This is a genomic window from Streptomyces sp. Mut1, from assembly GCF_030719295.1.
Taxonomy (GTDB): domain Bacteria; phylum Actinomycetota; class Actinomycetes; order Streptomycetales; family Streptomycetaceae; genus Streptomyces; species Streptomyces castrisilvae.
This window is the reverse complement of record NZ_CP120997.1, coordinates 1,226,224-1,243,545: the sequence shown is the minus strand read 5'-3', so window position 1 is coordinate 1,243,545 and position 17,322 is coordinate 1,226,224. Positions and strand designations below refer to the sequence as shown.

Sequence of the window (17,322 nt, the reverse complement as noted above, 5' to 3'; positions counted from 1 at the left end):
GAGGGAAGTGGGTTGCTCAAGTCTGCCCGCAAGCAGGAGAAGGACGGCGAGGGGCGGATGCCTCTCGCTGATCACCTGCGTGAGCTGCGTAACCGGCTGCTGATCGCGGTCCTGGCGGTCGTCGTCATCACGTCGATCACCGCCTTCTTCTACGACGAGCTGATCAGCTTCCTGATCAAGCCCATCCTGGAGTCGGTCGGCTGCGCCAACGGCGAGAAGACCCAGGCCAACGGCCGGCCGTGCGCCGAGATGACGGTGAACGGCCTCGTCGCCCCGTTCTCCATCGCCCTCAAGGTCTCCCTCATGGCAGGGGTGGTGTTCTCCACTCCGGTCTGGCTCTACCAGCTGTGGGCGTTCCTCGCCCCGGGTCTGCACAAGCACGAGAAGAGGTACGCGCTCGGCTTCGTCGGCGTCGGTGTGCCGCTCTTCCTGGTGGGCGCCGCCCTCGCCTACCTGCTGATGCCGAAGACCGCGGAGGTCCTGCTCGGCTTCACCCCGGAGCACACGACCAACCTGCTGCCCGTCGACGACTACCTCAACATCGTCACGCGCATGGTGGTCGTCTTCGGCCTCGCCTTCGAGCTGCCGCTGCTGCTCATCCTGCTGAACTTCACCGGAGTGCTCACCGCCAAGCGGCTGGGCTCCTGGTGGCGCGCCATGGTCATGGGCATCACGATCTTCGCCGCCGTGGCGACCCCGACCGGCGACCCGCTCACGATGATCACACTGGCCGCGCCCATCGTGCTGCTGTACTTCATCGCGCTCGGCATCTGCATGGCCAACGACCGGCGCAGGCGCCGCAACAACCCCGACGCCGAACTCGACGACGACGAGGCCTCGCAGCTCGACCTCACCCCCGAGGCCATCGGTGACATGGAGCACGTGTCGTCCTCGCCCTCCGTACCCGGCCAGGCCGACGGGGAACGGGACGGCGGGCGGTCCTCGCTGCGCGACGGTTACGACGACATCACCTGACCTTGTAGGGTCCCCGGGTGACCAGCGAGATCACCCTCTTCGTCAATCCCACCGCAGGACGCGGCCGGGGCGCGCGAGCCGCGCAGCCGGCCGCTTCCGCCTTGCGGGACGCCGGCTTCTCCGTACGCACCATCCTCGGCGAGGACGCGGATGACGCCCTGCGCAGAGCGCGCGATGCCGTGGCGGAGGGGACCGGCGCCCTGATAGCCGTCGGCGGGGACGGGCTGATGTCCCTGGCCCTCCAGGCGGTGGCCGGGACGCCGACCCCGCTCGGCGTGGTGGCCGTGGGGACGGGCAACGACTTCGCCCGCGCGCTGGACCTGCCGATACGCGACCCCGCCGCGGCCGGCCGGGTCGTCGCCGACGCGCTCAAGGGCGGGCCCGTGCGCGAGATCGACCTCGGCCGGGTCGGGGACCGGTGGTTCGGGTCGGTGCTCGCCTCCGGCTTCGACTCCCGGGTCAACGACCGGGGCAACCGGATGCGCTGGGTGGGCGGCCGGTTCAAGTACGACCTGGCGATCCTCGCCGAGCTGGCCGCCTTCAAGCCGATCACGTACCGGATCACCCTCGACAACGGTCCCGCCCACGAGATCGAGGCGACTCTCATCGCCGTCGGGAACGGCACGGCCTACGGCGGCGGCATGCGCATCTGCGCGGACGCGGTCATGGACGACGGCCTCTTCGACGTGACGGTGGTCGGCGAGTGCAGCCGTACGACGCTGCTCAAGGTCTTCCCCCAGGTGTACAAGGGGACGCACCTCAGCCACCCCGTCGTGAGCGTGCACCGGGTCTCCTCGATCACGCTGGAGGCCGCCGGGATCACCGCGTACGCGGACGGCGAACCCCTCGGCGGCCTGCCGCTGACCGCCACCTGCGTGCCGCGGGCCGTGCGGGTGCTCGGGGCGGCTTCCCCGGCCCGTTCCACGGGCGATTAAAGATCGCGTCACTGTCGGAGGTGGCGGGTAGGCTCGTGGACAAGATGACAGAGGACCTCTCACCAGCTGAGCGATACCAGGCTTCCCGGCTCCGGGCCGCCGAGCAGGCGACCGCGCTCGGGCCGTTCCGCGAGATGTACGACTTCGCTCTCGACCCGTACCAGATCGAGGCGTGCCAGGCGCTGGAGGCCGGCAAGGGCGTGCTCGTCGCGGCCCCGACCGGCTCGGGCAAGACGATCGTCGGCGAATTCGCCGTGCACCTCGCCCTGGAGCAGGGCCGCAAGTGCTTCTACACCACCCCGATCAAGGCCCTGTCGAACCAGAAGTTCGCCGACCTGGTCAAGCGCTACGGCGCCGGGAAGGTCGGCCTGCTGACCGGTGACAACAGCGTCAACGCCGACGCGCCGGTGGTCGTGATGACGACCGAGGTCCTGCGGAACATGCTGTACGCGGGTTCCCAGGCGCTGAACGGCCTGGGGTACGTGGTGATGGACGAGGTGCACTACCTCTCCGACCGCTTCCGGGGCGCGGTGTGGGAGGAAGTGATCATCCACCTGCCCGAGTCCGTCACCCTGGTCTCCCTGTCGGCGACCGTGTCCAACGCCGAGGAGTTCGGCGACTGGCTGGACACCGTGCGCGGCGACACCGAGGTGATCGTCTCCGAGCACCGGCCCGTGCCGCTCTGGCAGCACGTGCTGGCCGGCCGGCGGATGTACGACCTCTTCGAGGAGGAGGGCGACCACGGCGGCCGGGGCGTCACCCGCCGCGAGGTCAACCCCGACCTCGTCCGGCTCGCCCGGATGGAGAACCAGCGCGGATACGACCCGCGCGAACGGCGGCGCGGCAAGATGGTGCGCGAGGCCGACCGCGAGCGCGAGCGCCGCCGGCGCAGCCGGATCTGGACGCCTTCGCGCCCCGAGGTCATCGACCGGCTGGACGCCGAGGGCCTGCTGCCCGCCATCACGTTCATCTTCAGCCGGGCCGCCTGCGAGGCCGCCGTACAGCAGTGCCTGCACGCCGGGCTCCGGCTCAACGACGACGACAAGCGCCGGCTGGTGCGGGAGATCGTGGAGGAGCGGACGGCGTCCATTCCCTCCGAGGACCTGCATGTCCTGGGCTACTACGAGTGGCTGGAGGGCCTGGAGCGGGGCATCGCCGCGCACCACGCCGGGATGCTGCCCCGGTTCAAGGAGATCGTCGAGGAGCTGTTCGTCCGGGGCCTGGTGAAGGCGGTCTTCGCGACGGAGACGCTGGCGCTCGGCATCAACATGCCCGCCCGCTCGGTGGTCCTGGAGAAGCTCGTCAAGTGGAACGGCGAGCAGCACGCCGACATCACCCCCGGCGAGTACACCCAGCTGACCGGCCGGGCCGGGCGGCGCGGGATCGACGTCGAGGGCCACGCCGTGGTGCTCTGGCAGCGCGGCATGGACCCGGGCGCCCTCGCCGGGCTCGCCGGTACACGCACGTATCCGCTGCGCTCCAGCTTCCGCCCGTCGTACAACATGGCGGTCAACCTCGTGCACCAGTTCGGGCGGCACCGTTCGCGCGAGCTGCTGGAGACCTCGTTCGCGCAGTTCCAGGCGGACCGGTCGGTCGTCGGCATCTCCCGCCAGGTCCAGAGGAACGAGGAGGGCCTGGAGGGCTACCGCGAGGGCATGACCTGCCACCTCGGGGACTTCGAGGAGTACGCGCGGCTGCGCCGCGACCTCAAGGACCGGGAGACGGAGCTGGCCAAGCAGGGCGCCACGCAGCGGCGGGCCGCCGCAGCGGCGTCCCTGGAGAAGCTCAGGCCCGGCGATGTCATCCATGTGCCGACCGGCAAGTTCGCCGGTCTCGCGCTCGTCCTCGACCCCGGGCTCCCGGCCGGCCGGACCAACGGGCACGGACACCGCGGCATGGAGTACCACGACGGCCCCCGGCCGCTGGTGCTGACCGCCGAGCGGCAGGTCAAGCGGCTCGCCTCGATCGACTTCCCGGTCCCGGTGGAGGCGGTGGAGCGGATGCGGGTCCCGAAGTCGTTCAACCCGCGCTCCCCGCAGTCGCGCCGCGATCTGGCGTCCGCGCTGCGCACCAAGGCCGGCCACATCGTCCCGGACCGGCACCGCAAGGGGCGCGCCCCCGCGGCCGACGACCGTGAGATCGCGCGCCTGCGCACCGAACTGCGCGCCCACCCCTGTCACGGGTGCGACGAGCGCGAGGACCATGCCCGGTGGGCCGAGCGCTACCACCGGCTTCAGCGCGACACCCGGCAGCTGGAGCGCCGCATCGAGGGCCGGACCAACACGATCGCCCGCACCTTCGACCGGATCGTGGCCCTGCTCACCGAGCTGGACTACCTGCGCGGCAGCGAGGTCACCGAGCACGGCAGGCGGCTGGCCCGGCTCTACGGCGAGCTGGACCTGCTGGCGAGCGAGTGCCTGCGCGCGGGCGTCTGGGAGGGGCTCAACCCGGCCGAGCTCGCGGCCTGCGTCTCCGCCCTGGTGTACGAGGCGCGGCAGGCCGACGATGCGGTGGCGCCGAAGCTGCCGTCCGGTCCGGCGAAGACCGCGATGGGCGAGATGGTCCGGATCTGGGGGCGGCTCGACGCCCTGGAGGAGGACTTCAAGATCAACCAGGCGGAGGGGGTCGGGCAGCGCGAGCCGGACCTCGGCTTCGCCTGGGCGGTCCACATGTGGGCGTCCGGCCGGTCGCTGGACGAGGTCCTGCGGGAGGCGGAGATGCCCGCGGGCGACTTCGTACGGTGGTGCAAGCAGGTCATCGACGTGCTGGGCCAGGTCGCGGCCGCCGCACCGCGGGAGAACAGCTCGGTGGCGCGCAGCGCGCGCAAGGCGGTGGACGAGGTGCTGCGGGGCGTGGTGGCGTACAGCTCCCTCGGCTGACCGGGAGGCTGCGACGGGCCGGCGCGCACCGGTCCCGTCGCACGGCCGCCGGCCGGACACGCGGTCCGGTCGGCGGAGGTGCGGGGGCTCCGTGCCCCGGGAGTGTGTCGCGGGAGGCTAGCCCCGTCGGCGACTGCGGCTCATCTTCATCGAGGCGCCCGCGCATACCAGTCCCAGCAGGGCGGCCAGTCCGCCGATGATGACGTTGTTCAGGATGACTCCCGTGTCCGGGCTGCTGCCCACCACCCAGGGCGAGACGATCATCCAGGCACCCATGGCGACGATGGCCCAGCTCAGGCCGTACATCCGCTGCGGCATCGCGGTGAACCCGAGACCGAGCACGGCGATCGCGATACCCATCACCAGGTTGTGCGTCACCAGGGAGGACTGCGAGGTCGTGAAGTGCAGCACCCACGGGGAGACGGCGCAGTACAGGCCGACCAGGAAGACCGGCGCGTCCACGAGCGCCACGTCGCGGCCGCCCATCACGCGCGCGTAGCGGTCGCTCATTTCCGATACATCGGGGTGTCCGGCCATGTCGTGGCCGGCATGCGAGACGTTTGACATGAGTTCGTTCCCCTTCGGATCGTGCGGACCTGGCCAACCGCTGTGTGCGGGAAGGCCCGCACACACCAGTGTGCTCTTATATGTGGCTTATGTGTAGTTTTATGGCGACCGGATCTCCGTGGGATCCGCGATGCCGCCGCCGGCCTCGCGGTGGGCGTGGGTGCCCACCGCGAGGAGAGCTGTTACGCGGCGGGCGGCATGAGCACCGTGTCGACGATGTAGACCGTCGCGTTGGCGGTCGGGACATTGCCGCAGACGACCTTCGACGCGTCGTTCACGGTGTACTCCGTGCCCGAGCCGGCCGTGGTCAGCTCCTCCTTCTCCAGGGTCTCGAAGGACCCCTTGTCCAGCTGCTCCGGCGTCAGCTTCTGGCCCACCACGTGGTACGTGAGGACCTTGGTGAGCGCGGCCTTGTCGGCGAGCAGCTTGTCGAGGTCGGCCTTCGGGATCTTGGCGAAGGCGTCGTTGGTCGGGGCGAAGACGGTGATGTTCTGCGCGCTGTTCAGCGTGTCGACCAGGCCCGCCTTCTTGACCGCGGTGACCAGGGTGGACAGGGCGGGATTGTGCGAGGCCGCGGTGGCGACCGGGTCCGTGGCCATGCCGGAGAAGGAGCCCGCGCCGGTCTTCGGGACCGAGGCGCAGGCCGGGCCGAAGGGCTTGTCCGCGCCCATGGAGTCACCGGCGGACGGCGAGTCGGACGCCGGTGCCTTCGCCGACGAGGCGGTGGAACCGGACGCGCTGTCCTTGGAATCGCCGCCGCAGGCCGTCAGGGCCAGCGGCAGGACGACCGCGGCGGACAGGGCGACGGCGGCGCGGCGGGCGTGGATGACCTTCATGATGTTCTCCTGGTTCGAATGCGTAACTGAATGATTGCGTCGAGTAGTCGAATGGGGCAGCGCGGGGCCCGGCCGGCCGCGCGCGCGTGGGGGTGGCGTGGCGCGCCGGTCAGGTCACGTCGACCACCACCGTGTGCCGGCCCGTCGCCCCGTCGGGTACGGTCCCGACGCGCCGGCCGGTCTGGACGGCGCCGGTCCGGTCCGTCGCGCGGACCTCCAAGGTGTGGCTGCCGGGAGTGGCCGGCCATTCCCACACCCACTGGCGCCAGGTGTCGCGGCCGTCCTGCGCCGCCAGCCGCGCGGGATGCCACGGGCCGTCGTCCACCCGGACCTCGACCCGCGTGATGCCGCGGTGCTGGGCCCAGGCGACCCCGGCGACCGGGACCGTGCCGGCCTTCGGGGAGGAGAAGGGGCGGGGGGTGTCGATGCGGGACTGGGTCTTGATGGGCGCCCGCGGGGACCACGACCGCCTGACCCAGTAGGCGTCGTACGCGTCGAACGTGGTCAGCTCGATGTCCTTGATCCACTTGCACGCCGACACATATCCGTAGAGGCCGGGGACGACCATCCGGACCGGGAAGCCGTGCTCGAAGGGCAGCGGCTCCCCGTTCATGCCGAGGGCGAGCAGGGCGTCGCGGCCGTCCATGACGTCCTCGACCGGCGTGCCGATCGTCATCCCGTCCACCGAGCGCGCCACGATCTGGTCGGCGCGCCCGCCCTCGGACGGCGGTCTGACCCCGGCCTCCCGCAGCAGATCGGCCAGCCGCACGCCGATCCACCGCGCGTTGCCCACGTAGGGGCCGCCCACCTCGTTGGAGACGCAGGTCAGGGTGATGTCGCGCTCGACGATCTCCCGGCGCAGCAGGTCCCGGAAGCTCAGCGTCACCGGCCGGGTGACTCCCGTACCGTGAATCCGCAGCCGCCACTCGCCGGCGTCCAGACGCGGTACGACCAGGGCCGTGTCGATGCGGTAGAAGTCCTTGTTCGGTGTGACGAAAGGACCGAGTCCCCGGATCCCCAGGTCCGCGCCCGCCGGTACGGCCGGGGCCGGCGAGTCGGGTACGGGGAGGGCCAGGTCCCGCCGGGAGGCGGCGGCCCCGGCCTGCACGGCGGAGGTGAGCTGCCGCCCCAGCAGACCGGCTCCGGCCGAGGCGGCCGCGGCCGCGCTCGCCGCGATGACGAACCCGCGCCGGTCGAACGCACCGGCCGCGGCTCCGCCGGGTGAGGACGCGGTGGCCGGGGACAGCCGCCCGGCCAGGAGGTACAGCACCCCCGCAGCGGCCACGGCGCCGAGCACGGACGGCAGGGCGTCGGACACCCGGCCCTCCGGCCGCCCGATCGCCGCCGCCGCCCCGACCGCCCCGAAGACCAGCACGGCCGCGGCGCCCGGCAGCCGGTGCCGCAGCGCCAGCAGCCCGACCGCCACGGCGAACAGCGTCAGCAGGGCCAGGATGCCGAGCTCCAGGACCAGCTTGTCGTTCGTCCCGAAGTTCCGTACGGCGAAGTCCTTGAGCGCCGGGGGAGTGCGGTCGATCACCGCACCGCCCACCGCCGTGACCGGCCCCGCCTCGGGACGTACGACCGCCGCCACCAGCTCCGCGAAGGCGAGGGCGCAGAACCCGGCGATCACACCGCTCAGCGCGCCGCAGGCCGCACGTGCCCAGCCGCGCCGCCGGGGCGCGGCGGCCCCGGTCTCCGGATCGTTCCGATCTTCACTCACGGACTGGATTCGGAGCCGGGGGCCGGGCGGATTGGTCTGTCACTCGATCGGATGAGACTTCGAACGGCCGGCAGTCTGCTGGCAGCCCATGAGGTGCCTTCCAGCCGTCGCTCATGCCGTCGCTCATGCCGTCGTTCATGCCGAAGGCAGGTCCATCATCGTCAGCGGGGCGGAGGTCGGCTGCGCCGAGCCGCCCGCGGGCTCGACCGTGACGCCCATGCCCGTGGCCCCGTCGACCGGTCCTTCGAGCATGGCCGCGTAGGTCGTCGGCGAGGCGCCCGAGGCCCGCATCAGGCCCGCCGGCCGCATCGTGCCGCCGTCGTCGAACCACAGCTGGTACACCTTGCCGCTCGGCGCCTGCCCCAGCCCCGAGGCCAGGAAGACAGCGCGGTCCTGGCTCCGGGAGACCACCACCGTGCCCTTCGCGCCGTTCTTCAGCGTCCCGGCCGACGACCGGGCGTCGGGGGCGGCGATGACCCGGGCCACCGCCGCGCCCTGCTGCCGGGCGGCGTCCGCCTCCTGGCGGGCGGCCCGCGCATCCTGGTGCTGCCAGACCGCGATGCCGCCGAAGCCCGCCGCCGCGGCCAGGCTCGCCGCCAGTGCGAACCGGGGCCACCGGCCCGCCCAGGGCGGCCGGACGCGCGGACGGTCGCGGCGGTCCACGGCGGGCGGCTCCTGACGTACCGCCGTGATCTCCCGCAGCACCCGCTCGCGCATGTCCCGGGGGACCGGGGCGGTGACGGCGAGCCCGAGCCGGGTCGCGGTCTCGGTCAGCTCGCGCACCTCGACGGAGCAGGCATCGCAGGCGCCGAGGTGGCGTTCGAAGTCGCGGCGTTCCGCGGCCGGCAGGGCGTGCAGGGCGTAGGCGCCCGTCAGTGTGTGGAGTCCGGCGTCACTCATGCGCTCACTCCGAGGCAGTCGCGCATCCGGATCAGTCCGTCGCGCAGTCGGGTCTTGATCGTGCCGAGCGGCACCGCGAGCAGTTCGGCCACCTCGCGGTAGGTCAGCCCGCGGTAGTACGCCAGCGTGACGGACTCCCGCTGCAGTTCGGAGAGGGTCAGCATGCAGCGGCGCACCTGCTCGCGCTCCAGCCGGCTCTCGACCTGTTCGGTGACGTTGTCGAAGGGCGGCGTGCGGTCGAGCAGCGCCGCCTTGTGCTCGCGGGCGGCGGCCGCCTGCGCCGAGCGGACGCGGTCGACGGCGCGGTGGTGGGCCAGGGTGAGCACCCAGTTCATGGCGCTGCCCCGGGCGGCCCGGAAGCGCGACGCCGTACGCCACACCTCGACCAGGACCTCCTGGGCGACCTCCTCGGACTGGGCCGGATCGCGCAGGACGCTGCGGACGAGCCCCAGCACCGGGCCGCTCACCGTGTCGTAGACCTGGGCGAAGGCGTCCTGGTCGCCCCGGGCGACCCTGCTCATCAACTCCTGGAGATCGGGCCCCGCCGAGGCCGTTCCGGTGATGTACACGGCTTCCTTCACGCGGGGTTCCCTTCGGTGGTCATCGCTCTCCTGGGGTGATTCGGAGCCGGTGCCGGTGCGGATGGGTCGGGGCGGGGAATCCTTCCACGCCTTCGCGGCCGGCGTGACGCCGTGAGCGGCGGACCCCGGCGGGAGCCGCCGGCCCGTACGTTGCGCTCGTACCGGAAGTCCGTCCGGCGGCCGGCCCGTTCACCGGCCCGACGGCACCGCTTCGGCCGTCCGGTCCGGGAGCCCGCTCTCCGGCCGGGCTGCGTCCGTCCGGGGCGGGCGCCGCAGCGCCGCGTACGCGCCGGCCGCGGTGGACAGGGCGATCAGCACGGCGCAGACGAGGGTCGCGCCGTCCGGGTGGATGAGGGGCTGGCCGCGCAGCGCCTGCCACAGGACCAGGGCGATGAGCGCCGCGTACGCGCCGGACGCCACCAGCACCAGGCGCAGCCGCACCCGCGGTTCCCGCAGCCGGGGCACGTGGGGCGCCAGGGCGGCGAGGACGAGCAGGAACAGCGGGAGGACCTGGAGCGCGTGCATCCCCACGAAGTGCGGGATACGCAGATCGCCTCCGGTCGTGGACCAGCCGGTGAGCGGCATCGAAGGCCCGCCGTCCGGGACGCCGACCGTGTGCGCGCCGATCACGTCCGCCGTGCCGAGCCGGTCGGCTGCCCGTTGTTCGGGCGTCGGCAGGGTCATCAGGAAGCCGAGGCCCGCGCCGGCGAGGGCCAGGAGAACGCCCGCCCGGATCGCCGCGGCGGACGCGCGGTCGGCGATCCGGGCGCGCAGCAGCAGGATCGCGATGACGAGCATCGCGGCCCACAGGAGGGCCACGGTCACCCCCATCACCCGGAACAGCAGGGCGTCGAGATGTGTGGCCACGTTGAAGTGGCTCCGCTTCCCCCGCACCACCTGCCCGGTGATGATCACCACCTCGGCCAGGCCGGTCAGCGCGACCACGGTCCCGGCCCACCAGCCGACGCGCCGGCCCCGGGTGACCAGCGTCAGCATCCAGGCGAGGCCGAGGGCGTAGACCACGAAGGAGATCGCGAACTTGAAGGGCTTGGCCCAGATCGCCGCGCCCGCCAGGATCCGGTCGTCGGCCAGCAGGCCCACGCCCGAGACGACGGTCATGACGGCCATCGCGGCCGCGAAGAGGACTAACGGTCGGTGCCAGGTGCGCCATTGCGGCATGGGTCCCCCTTGAGAGGTTCGAAAGTATGGATAGCGGCGCTCTCCACTATCGGTAGGGGTACTATCCATGCTGAGGGCGGAGTTGGCAATCGGAAGGAGCGAACGCGCGGTGCGCATGGGTGAGTTGAGCCGCAGGTCCGGGGTGCCGGTACCGACGATCAAGTTCTACGTACGGGAGGGACTGCTGCCCGCCGGACAGCTGACGAGCCCCAATCAGGCGAGTTACGACGCCGGGCACGAGCGCAGGCTGCGGCTGATCCGCGCCCTGCTGGACGTCGGCGGGCTCTCGCTGTCGGCCATCGGAGATGTGCTGCGGGCCATGGAGGACCCGGACCAGCCGGTGCACGACATTCTGGGGATCGCGGCGAAGCGCCTCACTTCGTCACCCCGCGACGACTCCGATCCCGAACTGCGGGGCGCCCGCGAGGAGGTGCTGGCCCTGCTGAAGCGCAGGGGGTGGCGTGCCGGAACCGGGAGCGCGGGTTCGGAGGCCCTGGCCGAGGTGCTGGTGGCGCTGCGCCGGGCCGGGCACGGCGCCTTCATCGACCTGCTCGACGACTACGCGGCAGCGGCCGAACAGGTCGCGCTCACCGACCTCGCCTACGTCAGCCGCGAGGCGGCGCGGGAGGACCTGGTCGAGAGAGTGGTCGTCGGCACCGTCCTCGGCGAAGCGATGTTCGGCGCGCTGCGACGGCTCGCCCAGGCGGAGGCGTCCGCGCGCGTCTACGAGGACGGGGGAGGGGCGGAGCCGGAAGAGGCCGGGGCCTGAGGCGGCACGCCTGTGCCCCGGTCCGAGGGGCCGGGGCACAGGCGGTGGTACGTACGCGGGGCGCTACGCGGCGCCCTCCTGCTCGCGCTCCACCTGCTCGTTCCACTCACGCTTGACGGAGCGCCAGGCGTCGTCGTCCTTGCCGAGCCGCCAGTAGCCGGAGATCGACAGCTGCGACACGGGGATCCCGCGCTCCAGACGCAGGTGGCGGCGGATCTCCTTGACGAAGCCGGCCTCGCCGTGGACGAACGCCTGCACATCGCCGGGCGGGAACTCCAGCCCCTTCACCGCCGCGGTGAGCCCCTCGCCGAACGGTCGGCCCGCGCGGTGCAGCCAGGTGACCTCGACGCCGTCGGGCGTGGCGACCTTCTGCTCCTCCGTCGCGTCCTCCACCTCGACGAACGCGCGGACCACCGCACCCGCCGGCATCTGCTCCAGCGCGGCGGCGACGGCCGGCAGCGCGCTCTCGTCGCCCACCAGCAGGTGCCAGCCGGCCGACGCGTCGGGGGCGTAACCGCCGCCGGGGCCCAGGAACGTCACCTGGTCACCGGGCTCGGCGCGCGCCGCCCACGGGCCCGCGAGGCCCTCGTCGCCGTGCACCACGAAGTCGATCGCCAGCTCGCGGGCGGCGGCGTCCCAGGAACGGACCGTGTACGTACGGGTGGTGGGCCACAGCTCGCGGGGGTACTCCTCGCGGATGCGGGCCATGTCGAAGGGGTGGGCGTAGTCCGCGCCCTCGGGGGCGAAGCACAGTTTGACGTAGTGGTCGGTGAAGCCCGAGAGCGTGAAGTCCGCGAGACCGTCACCGCCGAGCACCACCCGGATCATGTGCGGGGTGACCTGCTCGGTGCGCAGAACCTGCGCCCCCTGAGCCCTGGGTGCCCGCCGCTCCGGTCGTTCTGCCACGAGGTTTGCTCCCTGCTGCCGGAAATGGGGCCGTCGACCGATACGGACATCGATCTTAGGGTTACCTAACTTAACACCTCAGGGGTGCAGTACGGCGAGCAGGCGCTGAAGCGCTCCGCCCAGCCCCCACCGGGCCGCGAGAACGTCGAGTGCGGCCGGGTCGCGCGGCCCGGCCGGCAGCGCCGGGTCGAAGTCCGGCAGCGGCACGTCACCCGCGACCCGCACCACCTTCGGCGCGACGGCCACGTAGGCGCGGGCCTCGTCCAGCCGCTTGCGCTGCGAGGGCGTCAGCCCGGCCGCCGGATCGTCCACCGCGGCCATGATCCCGGCCAGGTCGCCGAAGGCGTCCAGCAGCTTCGCCGCCGTCTTCTCACCGATGCCGGGCACTCCGGGCAGCCCGTCGCTCGGGTCGCCGCGCAGCAGCGCCAGGTCCACGTAGCCCGGACCGTCCACCCCGTACTTCTCGCGCAGCCATGCCTCGTCCGTCACCTGGAGCGTGCCGACCCCCTTGAGCGGGTAGAGGACCCGCACCCGCCGGGCGTCGTCCACCAGCTGGTAGAGGTCCCGGTCGCCGGTCACGATGTCGACCGGCCCGGCCGCCCGGCCCGTCAGCGTGCCGATCACGTCGTCCGCCTCGTACCCCGCGACCCCGACCCGGGCGATGCCGAGGGTGTCCAGGACCTCCGCGATGACCGGCACCTGCGGCGCCAGCGTGTCGGGCGTCTCCTCCTCGTCGGGCACGCCGGCCCCGGTCCGAACCGCCACACGGTGCGCCTTGTACGAGGGGATCAGGTCCACCCGCCACTGCGGCCGCCAGTCCGCGTCCCAGCAGGCGACGAGGTCGTCGGGCCGGTGGTCCCGCACGAGCCGGCCGATGAAGTCCAGCAGCCCGCGCACGGCGTTGACCGGGGTCCCGTCCGGCGCGCGCACCGAATCGGGTACGCCGAAGTAGGCGCGGAAATAGAGGGAAGCGGTGTCGAGGAGCATCAGGCGTCGCGTCACACGCCGATGATGCCGCACGGCACCGACAGCGGCCGCCCCGGACGCGGTTCCCGGAGTCGGGGTTCGAATATGTGATCTGGGTCACTCTTGTGTTTGCTCCGGGTAAGGCCGGGCAGGCGCGCCATCGGAGCGGACCACGTCGCATTTCAACTTTTGCACGTGCCAAACGGACAGAATCCGTGCCGCTCCACGGTCTGCCGGCGGGGGTGGCAGACCGTTTTCGGTTCAACGCGTGAGGTGTATGTGTCCAGGCTGCAAGCCGAGCACTTGTACAAAGTTTTCGGCAGACGACCCGATCAAGCCGTGCAGAAGCTGAAGAGCGGCACCGACCGCGACGCGCTGCGCGCCGACGGAACGACCGCAGCGGTGATCGATGCATCGTTCACCGTGGAACCGGGCCACATCTTCGTCGTGATGGGTCTGTCCGGCTCGGGCAAGTCCACCTTGCTGCGGATGCTCAACGGCCTGCTGGAGCCCACTTCCGGCCAGGTGCTCTTCGACGGTGAGGATCTGACCGCGCTGAGCCCCGCCCAGCTCCGTCACGTCCGCTCCACCAAGATCAGCATGGTGTTCCAGCACTTCGCGCTCTTCCCCCACCGGAGCGTCCTGGAGAACGCCGCGTACGGCCTGGAGGTGCAGGGCGTCCCGCGCGCCGAGCGCCACCGCCGCGCCGCCGAGGCCCTGGAGCTGACCGGCCTCGCCGGCTGGGAGAAGTCCTGGCCCGACGAGCTGTCCGGCGGCATGCAGCAGCGCGTGGGCCTCGCCCGCGCGCTCGCCACCGACGCCGACCTGCTCCTGATGGACGAGTCGTTCAGCGCGCTCGACCCGCTGATCCGCCGCGACATGCAGGACCAGCTCCTGGAGCTGCAGAAGCGGCTGAAGAAGACGATCGTCTTCATCACCCACGACCTCAACGAGGCCATGCGCCTCGGCGACCGCATCGCCGTGATGCGCGACGGGGAGATAGTCCAGCTCGGCACCGCCGAGGACATCCTCGTCACCCCGGCCAACGACTACGTCGCCTCCTTCACCCAGGACGTGGACCGCTCCCGGGTGCTGACCGCGGGCGCCATCATGGCCGAACCGCACACCGTCATGGGCACCCCCGACGACGAGGGCAAGGAGCTGCGGACCCCGGCCGACGTGCTGCGGGCCGCCCCGGCCACCGTCACGGAGTCCACGCCGATCATCGAGCTGTTCACGCCCTGCTCGCAGAGCGGGGTCGCGGTCGCCGTGACCGACGACAAGGGCAAGCTCGTGGGCGTCGTGCCCCGGGCCCGGCTGCTCGCCGTGCTCGGCGAGCCGATGACCCCCGCCGAGGCGCCCCAGGACGCCGTGACCACGCTGAAGAAGGTGGCCGGTGTTTAGGCTTCATCTCGGCGACTGGGTCGACTCCGCCGTCGACTGGCTCCAGACCCACCTGTCCTGGCTCTTCGACGCCATCAGCTCCGTGGTCAGCGGCATGTTCGACGGCATCGCCGCCGTCCTGTCCGCCCCCGCGCCCCTGCTCTTCGCCGGCATCGTCGCCGTCATCGCCTGGTGGCTGCGCGGCCTGCTCGCCGGTCTCCTCGCGTTCGTGGGCTTCGCCCTCATCGACTCCGTCGAGTTGTGGGACGAAGCGATGGACACCCTCACGCTGGTGCTCGTCGCGACGATCGTGACGCTGGTGCTGGCCGTGCCGCTCGGCATCTGGGCGTCCCGTTCCAAGACGGTCAGCGCGGTGATCCGGCCGGTCCTCGACTTCATGCAGACCATGCCCGCCATGGTCTACCTGATCCCCGGCGTGATCTTCTTCGGCGTCGGTGTCGTCCCCGGCATCATCGCCACCATCATCTTCGCGCTGCCCCCGGGCGTCCGGATGACCGAGCTGGGCATCCGCCAGGTCGACGGCGAGCTCGTCGAGGCGGCCGAGGCATTCGGCACCACCTCCCGCAACACCCTGCTGCGGGTGCAGCTGCCGCTGGCCCTGCCCACGATCATGGCGGGCATCAACCAGGTCATCATGCTGGGCCTGTCCATGGTGGTCATCGCCGGCATGGTCGGCGGCGGCGGCCTCGGTGGCTCCGTCTACCGCGCCATCGGCAACGTCGACGTCGGTCTCGGCTTCGAGGCCGGTGTCTCCATCGTCATCCTGGCCATGTACCTGGACCGGATGACCAGTGCCCTGGGCCGCGAGGTCTCCCCGCTCGCCCGCCGCGCGCTCGCCAAGGCGCAGTCGGTGGCCGGCGGCCTGAAGATCTGGCACCACCGCCCGCAGCCCGTCGTGGCCGTGGCCGGTGTGGTCGCGCTCGCCCTCGTCGCCGGCGGCATGGGCCTGTTCGGTTCCTCGGACGACGACGCCACGACCGCCTCGGACCCGAAGAACATCGGGGCCGGCAAGAAGATCAGCATGGGTTACATCCCGTGGGACGAGGGCATCGCCTCCACGTTCCTGTGGAAGGAACTGCTGGAGCAGCGCGGCTTCGAGGTCGACGTCAAGCAGTACGAGGCCGGCGCGCTCTACACGGGCATGGCGAGCGGCCAGATCGACTTCGAGACCGACTCCTGGCTGCCGGTGACCCACGCCTCGTACTGGAAGAAGTACAAGGACCGCCTGGACGACATGGGCTCCTGGTACGGCCCCACCTCGCTGGAGCTGGCCGTCCCCTCGTACGTGAAGGGCGTCGACTCGCTCGACGACCTCAAGGGCAAGGCGTCCGACTTCAAGGGCCGGATCGTGGGCATCGAGCCGAGCGCCGGTGAGATGGGCCTGCTCAAGGACAAGATCCTGCCCGGCTACGGCCTGGACAAGGAGTACAAGGTCATCGACGGCTCCACGCCGTCCATGCTGGCCGAGCTCAAGCGCGCGTACGCCAAGAAGGAACCGATCGTCGTTCCGCTGTGGTCGCCGCACTGGGCGTACAACCAGTACGAGCTGACCAAGCTCAAGGACCCCAAGGACCTCTGGGGCAAGGGCGACGGGATCCACACGCTGACCCGTAAGGGCTTCGCCGAGGACAACCCCGAGGTCGGCACGTGGCTCAAGGACTTCAAGATGAGCGAGGACCAGCTCACCAGCCTTGAGGCGCAGATCCAGAAGAGCGGCTCCGGCAAGGAGCAGGAGGCCGTCCGTATCTGGCTCAAGGCCAACCCGGAGGTCGCCGACACGCTGGCCCCGGTCAAGAAGGCCGCCACCTCCAAGGGCGCGAACGGCAAGGACGAGCGCGACCGCGCGGTCGAGATGGCCTGGTTCCCCTGGGAGGAGGACATCGCCGCCACGTACCTGTGGAAGGCCGTCCTGGAGGAGCGCGGATACAAGATCAACCTCAAGCAGTTCGAGGTCGGTCCGATGTACACCGCCATGTCGCGCGGCCAGATCGACGTGCAGTTCGACGGCTGGCTCCCGTTCACCCAGAAGAACTACTGGGACAAGTACGGCTCCAAGCTGACGGACATCGGCTCCTGGTACGGCCCGACCTCGATCGAGGTCGCGGTGCCCGACTACGTCAAGGACGTCAAGTCCCTGGCCGACCTCAAGGGCAAGAGCTCGAAGTTCAAGGGCCGCATCGTCGGCATCGAGCCCGGCACGGCCACGATGGAGAACCTCAAGAAGAACGTGCTCCCGGCCTACGGCCTGGACGACGAGTACAAGGTCGTCGACGCCTCGACGCCCGGCATGCTCTCCGAGCTGAAGCGGGCGTACGCCAAGAAGGAGCCCATCGCCGTCCTGCTGTGGACCCCGCACTGGGCGTACAGCGAGTACAAGATGACCAAGCTCCAGGACCCCGAGAAGGCCTTCGGCGACGGCGACCGGCTGCACACCATCGCCTCCAAGGAGTTCCCGGAGAACTACCCGCAGCTGACGAAGTGGTTCAAGGACTTCAAGCTCAGCGAGGACCAGCTCGCCGGTCTGGAGAACCAGATCCAGAAGCTCGGTACCGGACACGAGGAGGAAGCCGTGAAGGCCTGGATGGAGAAGAACCCGGGCATCGCGGACAAGATGGCTCCCCAGTCGTAGCCGCGACCGGCCCCCACCGGGGCCGCGGCACATGAAGGGGTGGGTCCCGCCGACGGCGGGACCCACCCCTTCCGGC

At 71.3% G+C, this 17,322-nt stretch carries 14 protein-coding genes; 6 read left to right on the top strand and 8 right to left on the bottom strand.

All coding sequences use genetic code 11. From position 1 onward, the window contains the following. Window positions 1-12: 12 nt before the first annotated feature. From tatC to P8A18_RS05115, 3 genes are read left to right on the top strand one after another with little or no spacing between them, the layout of a single operon-like run. Entirely contained in the window at window positions 13-975 is a 963-nt protein-coding gene (gene tatC / locus P8A18_RS05125; protein ID WP_306052119.1) for a twin-arginine translocase subunit TatC, read from the top strand. Between the two features lie 17 nt (window positions 976-992). Next, window positions 993-1,910 carry a diacylglycerol kinase gene (locus P8A18_RS05120; protein ID WP_306052117.1) on the top strand — a complete coding sequence of 306 codons (918 nt, stop codon included), beginning with the start codon at window positions 993-995 and terminating at the stop codon, window positions 1,908-1,910. A 44-nt stretch (window positions 1,911-1,954) separates the two neighbouring features. Next, entirely contained in the window at window positions 1,955-4,789 is a 2,835-nt protein-coding gene (locus tag P8A18_RS05115) for a DEAD/DEAH box helicase (protein WP_306060679.1), read from the top strand. Between the two features lie 117 nt (window positions 4,790-4,906). Here P8A18_RS05115 and P8A18_RS05110 read toward each other — a convergent pair whose 3' ends face one another. The 6 genes from P8A18_RS05110 to P8A18_RS05085 form a co-directional block, all read right to left on the bottom strand. Continuing rightward, window positions 4,907-5,356, bottom strand: a complete 450-nt coding sequence (locus P8A18_RS05110; RefSeq protein WP_199783888.1) for an SPW repeat protein — start codon at window positions 5,354-5,356, stop codon at window positions 4,907-4,909. 182 nt (window positions 5,357-5,538) lie between these two features. Continuing rightward, window positions 5,539-6,192: a fasciclin domain-containing protein gene (locus P8A18_RS05105; protein WP_306052114.1), complete on the bottom strand. Its 654-nt coding sequence runs from the start codon at window positions 6,190-6,192 to the stop codon at window positions 5,539-5,541. 109 nt (window positions 6,193-6,301) lie between these two features. Beyond that, window positions 6,302-7,912: a molybdopterin-dependent oxidoreductase gene (locus tag P8A18_RS05100; protein ID WP_371933640.1), complete on the bottom strand. Its 1,611-nt coding sequence runs from the start codon at window positions 7,910-7,912 to the stop codon at window positions 6,302-6,304. A 135-nt stretch (window positions 7,913-8,047) separates the two neighbouring features. After that, window positions 8,048-8,812 carry an anti-sigma factor gene (locus P8A18_RS05095; protein WP_306052112.1) on the bottom strand — a complete coding sequence of 255 codons (765 nt, stop codon included), beginning with the start codon at window positions 8,810-8,812 and terminating at the stop codon, window positions 8,048-8,050. Then, complete coding sequence (locus P8A18_RS05090) at window positions 8,809-9,393, bottom strand: sigma-70 family RNA polymerase sigma factor (protein WP_306052110.1); 585 nt, start codon at window positions 9,391-9,393, stop codon at window positions 8,809-8,811. Before P8A18_RS05090 ends, P8A18_RS05095 begins: the two co-directional genes overlap by 4 nt. 189 nt (window positions 9,394-9,582) lie before the next feature. Next, window positions 9,583-10,521, bottom strand: a complete 939-nt coding sequence (locus tag P8A18_RS05085; RefSeq protein ID WP_306052109.1) for a hypothetical protein — start codon at window positions 10,519-10,521, stop codon at window positions 9,583-9,585. 166 nt (window positions 10,522-10,687) lie between these two features. On the opposite strand from P8A18_RS05085, the gene P8A18_RS05080 reads away from it, so the two are divergent. Next, on the top strand, window positions 10,688-11,341 hold the full coding sequence (locus tag P8A18_RS05080) for a MerR family transcriptional regulator (protein ID WP_306052107.1): 654 nt from the start codon (window positions 10,688-10,690) through the stop codon (window positions 11,339-11,341). Window positions 11,342-11,404: 63 nt separating this feature from the next. Here P8A18_RS05080 and P8A18_RS05075 read toward each other — a convergent pair whose 3' ends face one another. Both P8A18_RS05075 and P8A18_RS05070 read right to left on the bottom strand, forming a co-directional pair. Next, window positions 11,405-12,247 carry a siderophore-interacting protein gene (locus P8A18_RS05075; RefSeq protein ID WP_306052105.1) on the bottom strand — a complete coding sequence of 281 codons (843 nt, stop codon included), beginning with the start codon at window positions 12,245-12,247 and terminating at the stop codon, window positions 11,405-11,407. 78 nt (window positions 12,248-12,325) lie between these two features. Further along, on the bottom strand, window positions 12,326-13,234 hold the full coding sequence (locus P8A18_RS05070) for a 5'-3' exonuclease (protein ID WP_306060675.1): 909 nt from the start codon (window positions 13,232-13,234) through the stop codon (window positions 12,326-12,328). 318 nt (window positions 13,235-13,552) lie between these two features. Between P8A18_RS05070 and P8A18_RS05065 the strand changes: the two genes are divergently transcribed. Then, window positions 13,553-14,617: a quaternary amine ABC transporter ATP-binding protein gene (locus tag P8A18_RS05065; protein WP_306052103.1), complete on the top strand. Its 1,065-nt coding sequence runs from the start codon at window positions 13,553-13,555 to the stop codon at window positions 14,615-14,617. Beyond that, entirely contained in the window at window positions 14,610-17,246 is a 2,637-nt protein-coding gene (locus P8A18_RS05060) for an ABC transporter permease/substrate binding protein (RefSeq protein WP_306052101.1), read from the top strand. The genes P8A18_RS05065 and P8A18_RS05060 overlap by 8 nt, the downstream gene beginning before the upstream one ends. The last annotated feature ends 76 nt before the right edge of the window (window positions 17,247-17,322 follow it).

Coding starts and splice junctions, on each gene's coding strand:
- P8A18_RS05085 (WP_306052109.1), bottom strand. CDS start 10,521: ATGGCCGTCATGACCGTCGTCTCGGGCGTGGGCCTGCTGGCCGACGAC.
- P8A18_RS05110 (WP_199783888.1), bottom strand. CDS start 5,356: ATGTCAAACGTCTCGCATGCCGGCCACGACATGGCCGGACACCCCGAT.
- P8A18_RS05095 (WP_306052112.1), bottom strand. CDS start 8,812: ATGAGTGACGCCGGACTCCACACACTGACGGGCGCCTACGCCCTGCAC.
- P8A18_RS05115 (WP_306060679.1), top strand. CDS start 1,955: ATGACAGAGGACCTCTCACCAGCTGAGCGATACCAGGCTTCCCGGCTC.
- P8A18_RS05105 (WP_306052114.1), bottom strand. CDS start 6,192: ATGAAGGTCATCCACGCCCGCCGCGCCGCCGTCGCCCTGTCCGCCGCG.
- P8A18_RS05080 (WP_306052107.1), top strand. CDS start 10,688: ATGGGTGAGTTGAGCCGCAGGTCCGGGGTGCCGGTACCGACGATCAAG.
- P8A18_RS05070 (WP_306060675.1), bottom strand. CDS start 13,234: ATGCTCCTCGACACCGCTTCCCTCTATTTCCGCGCCTACTTCGGCGTA.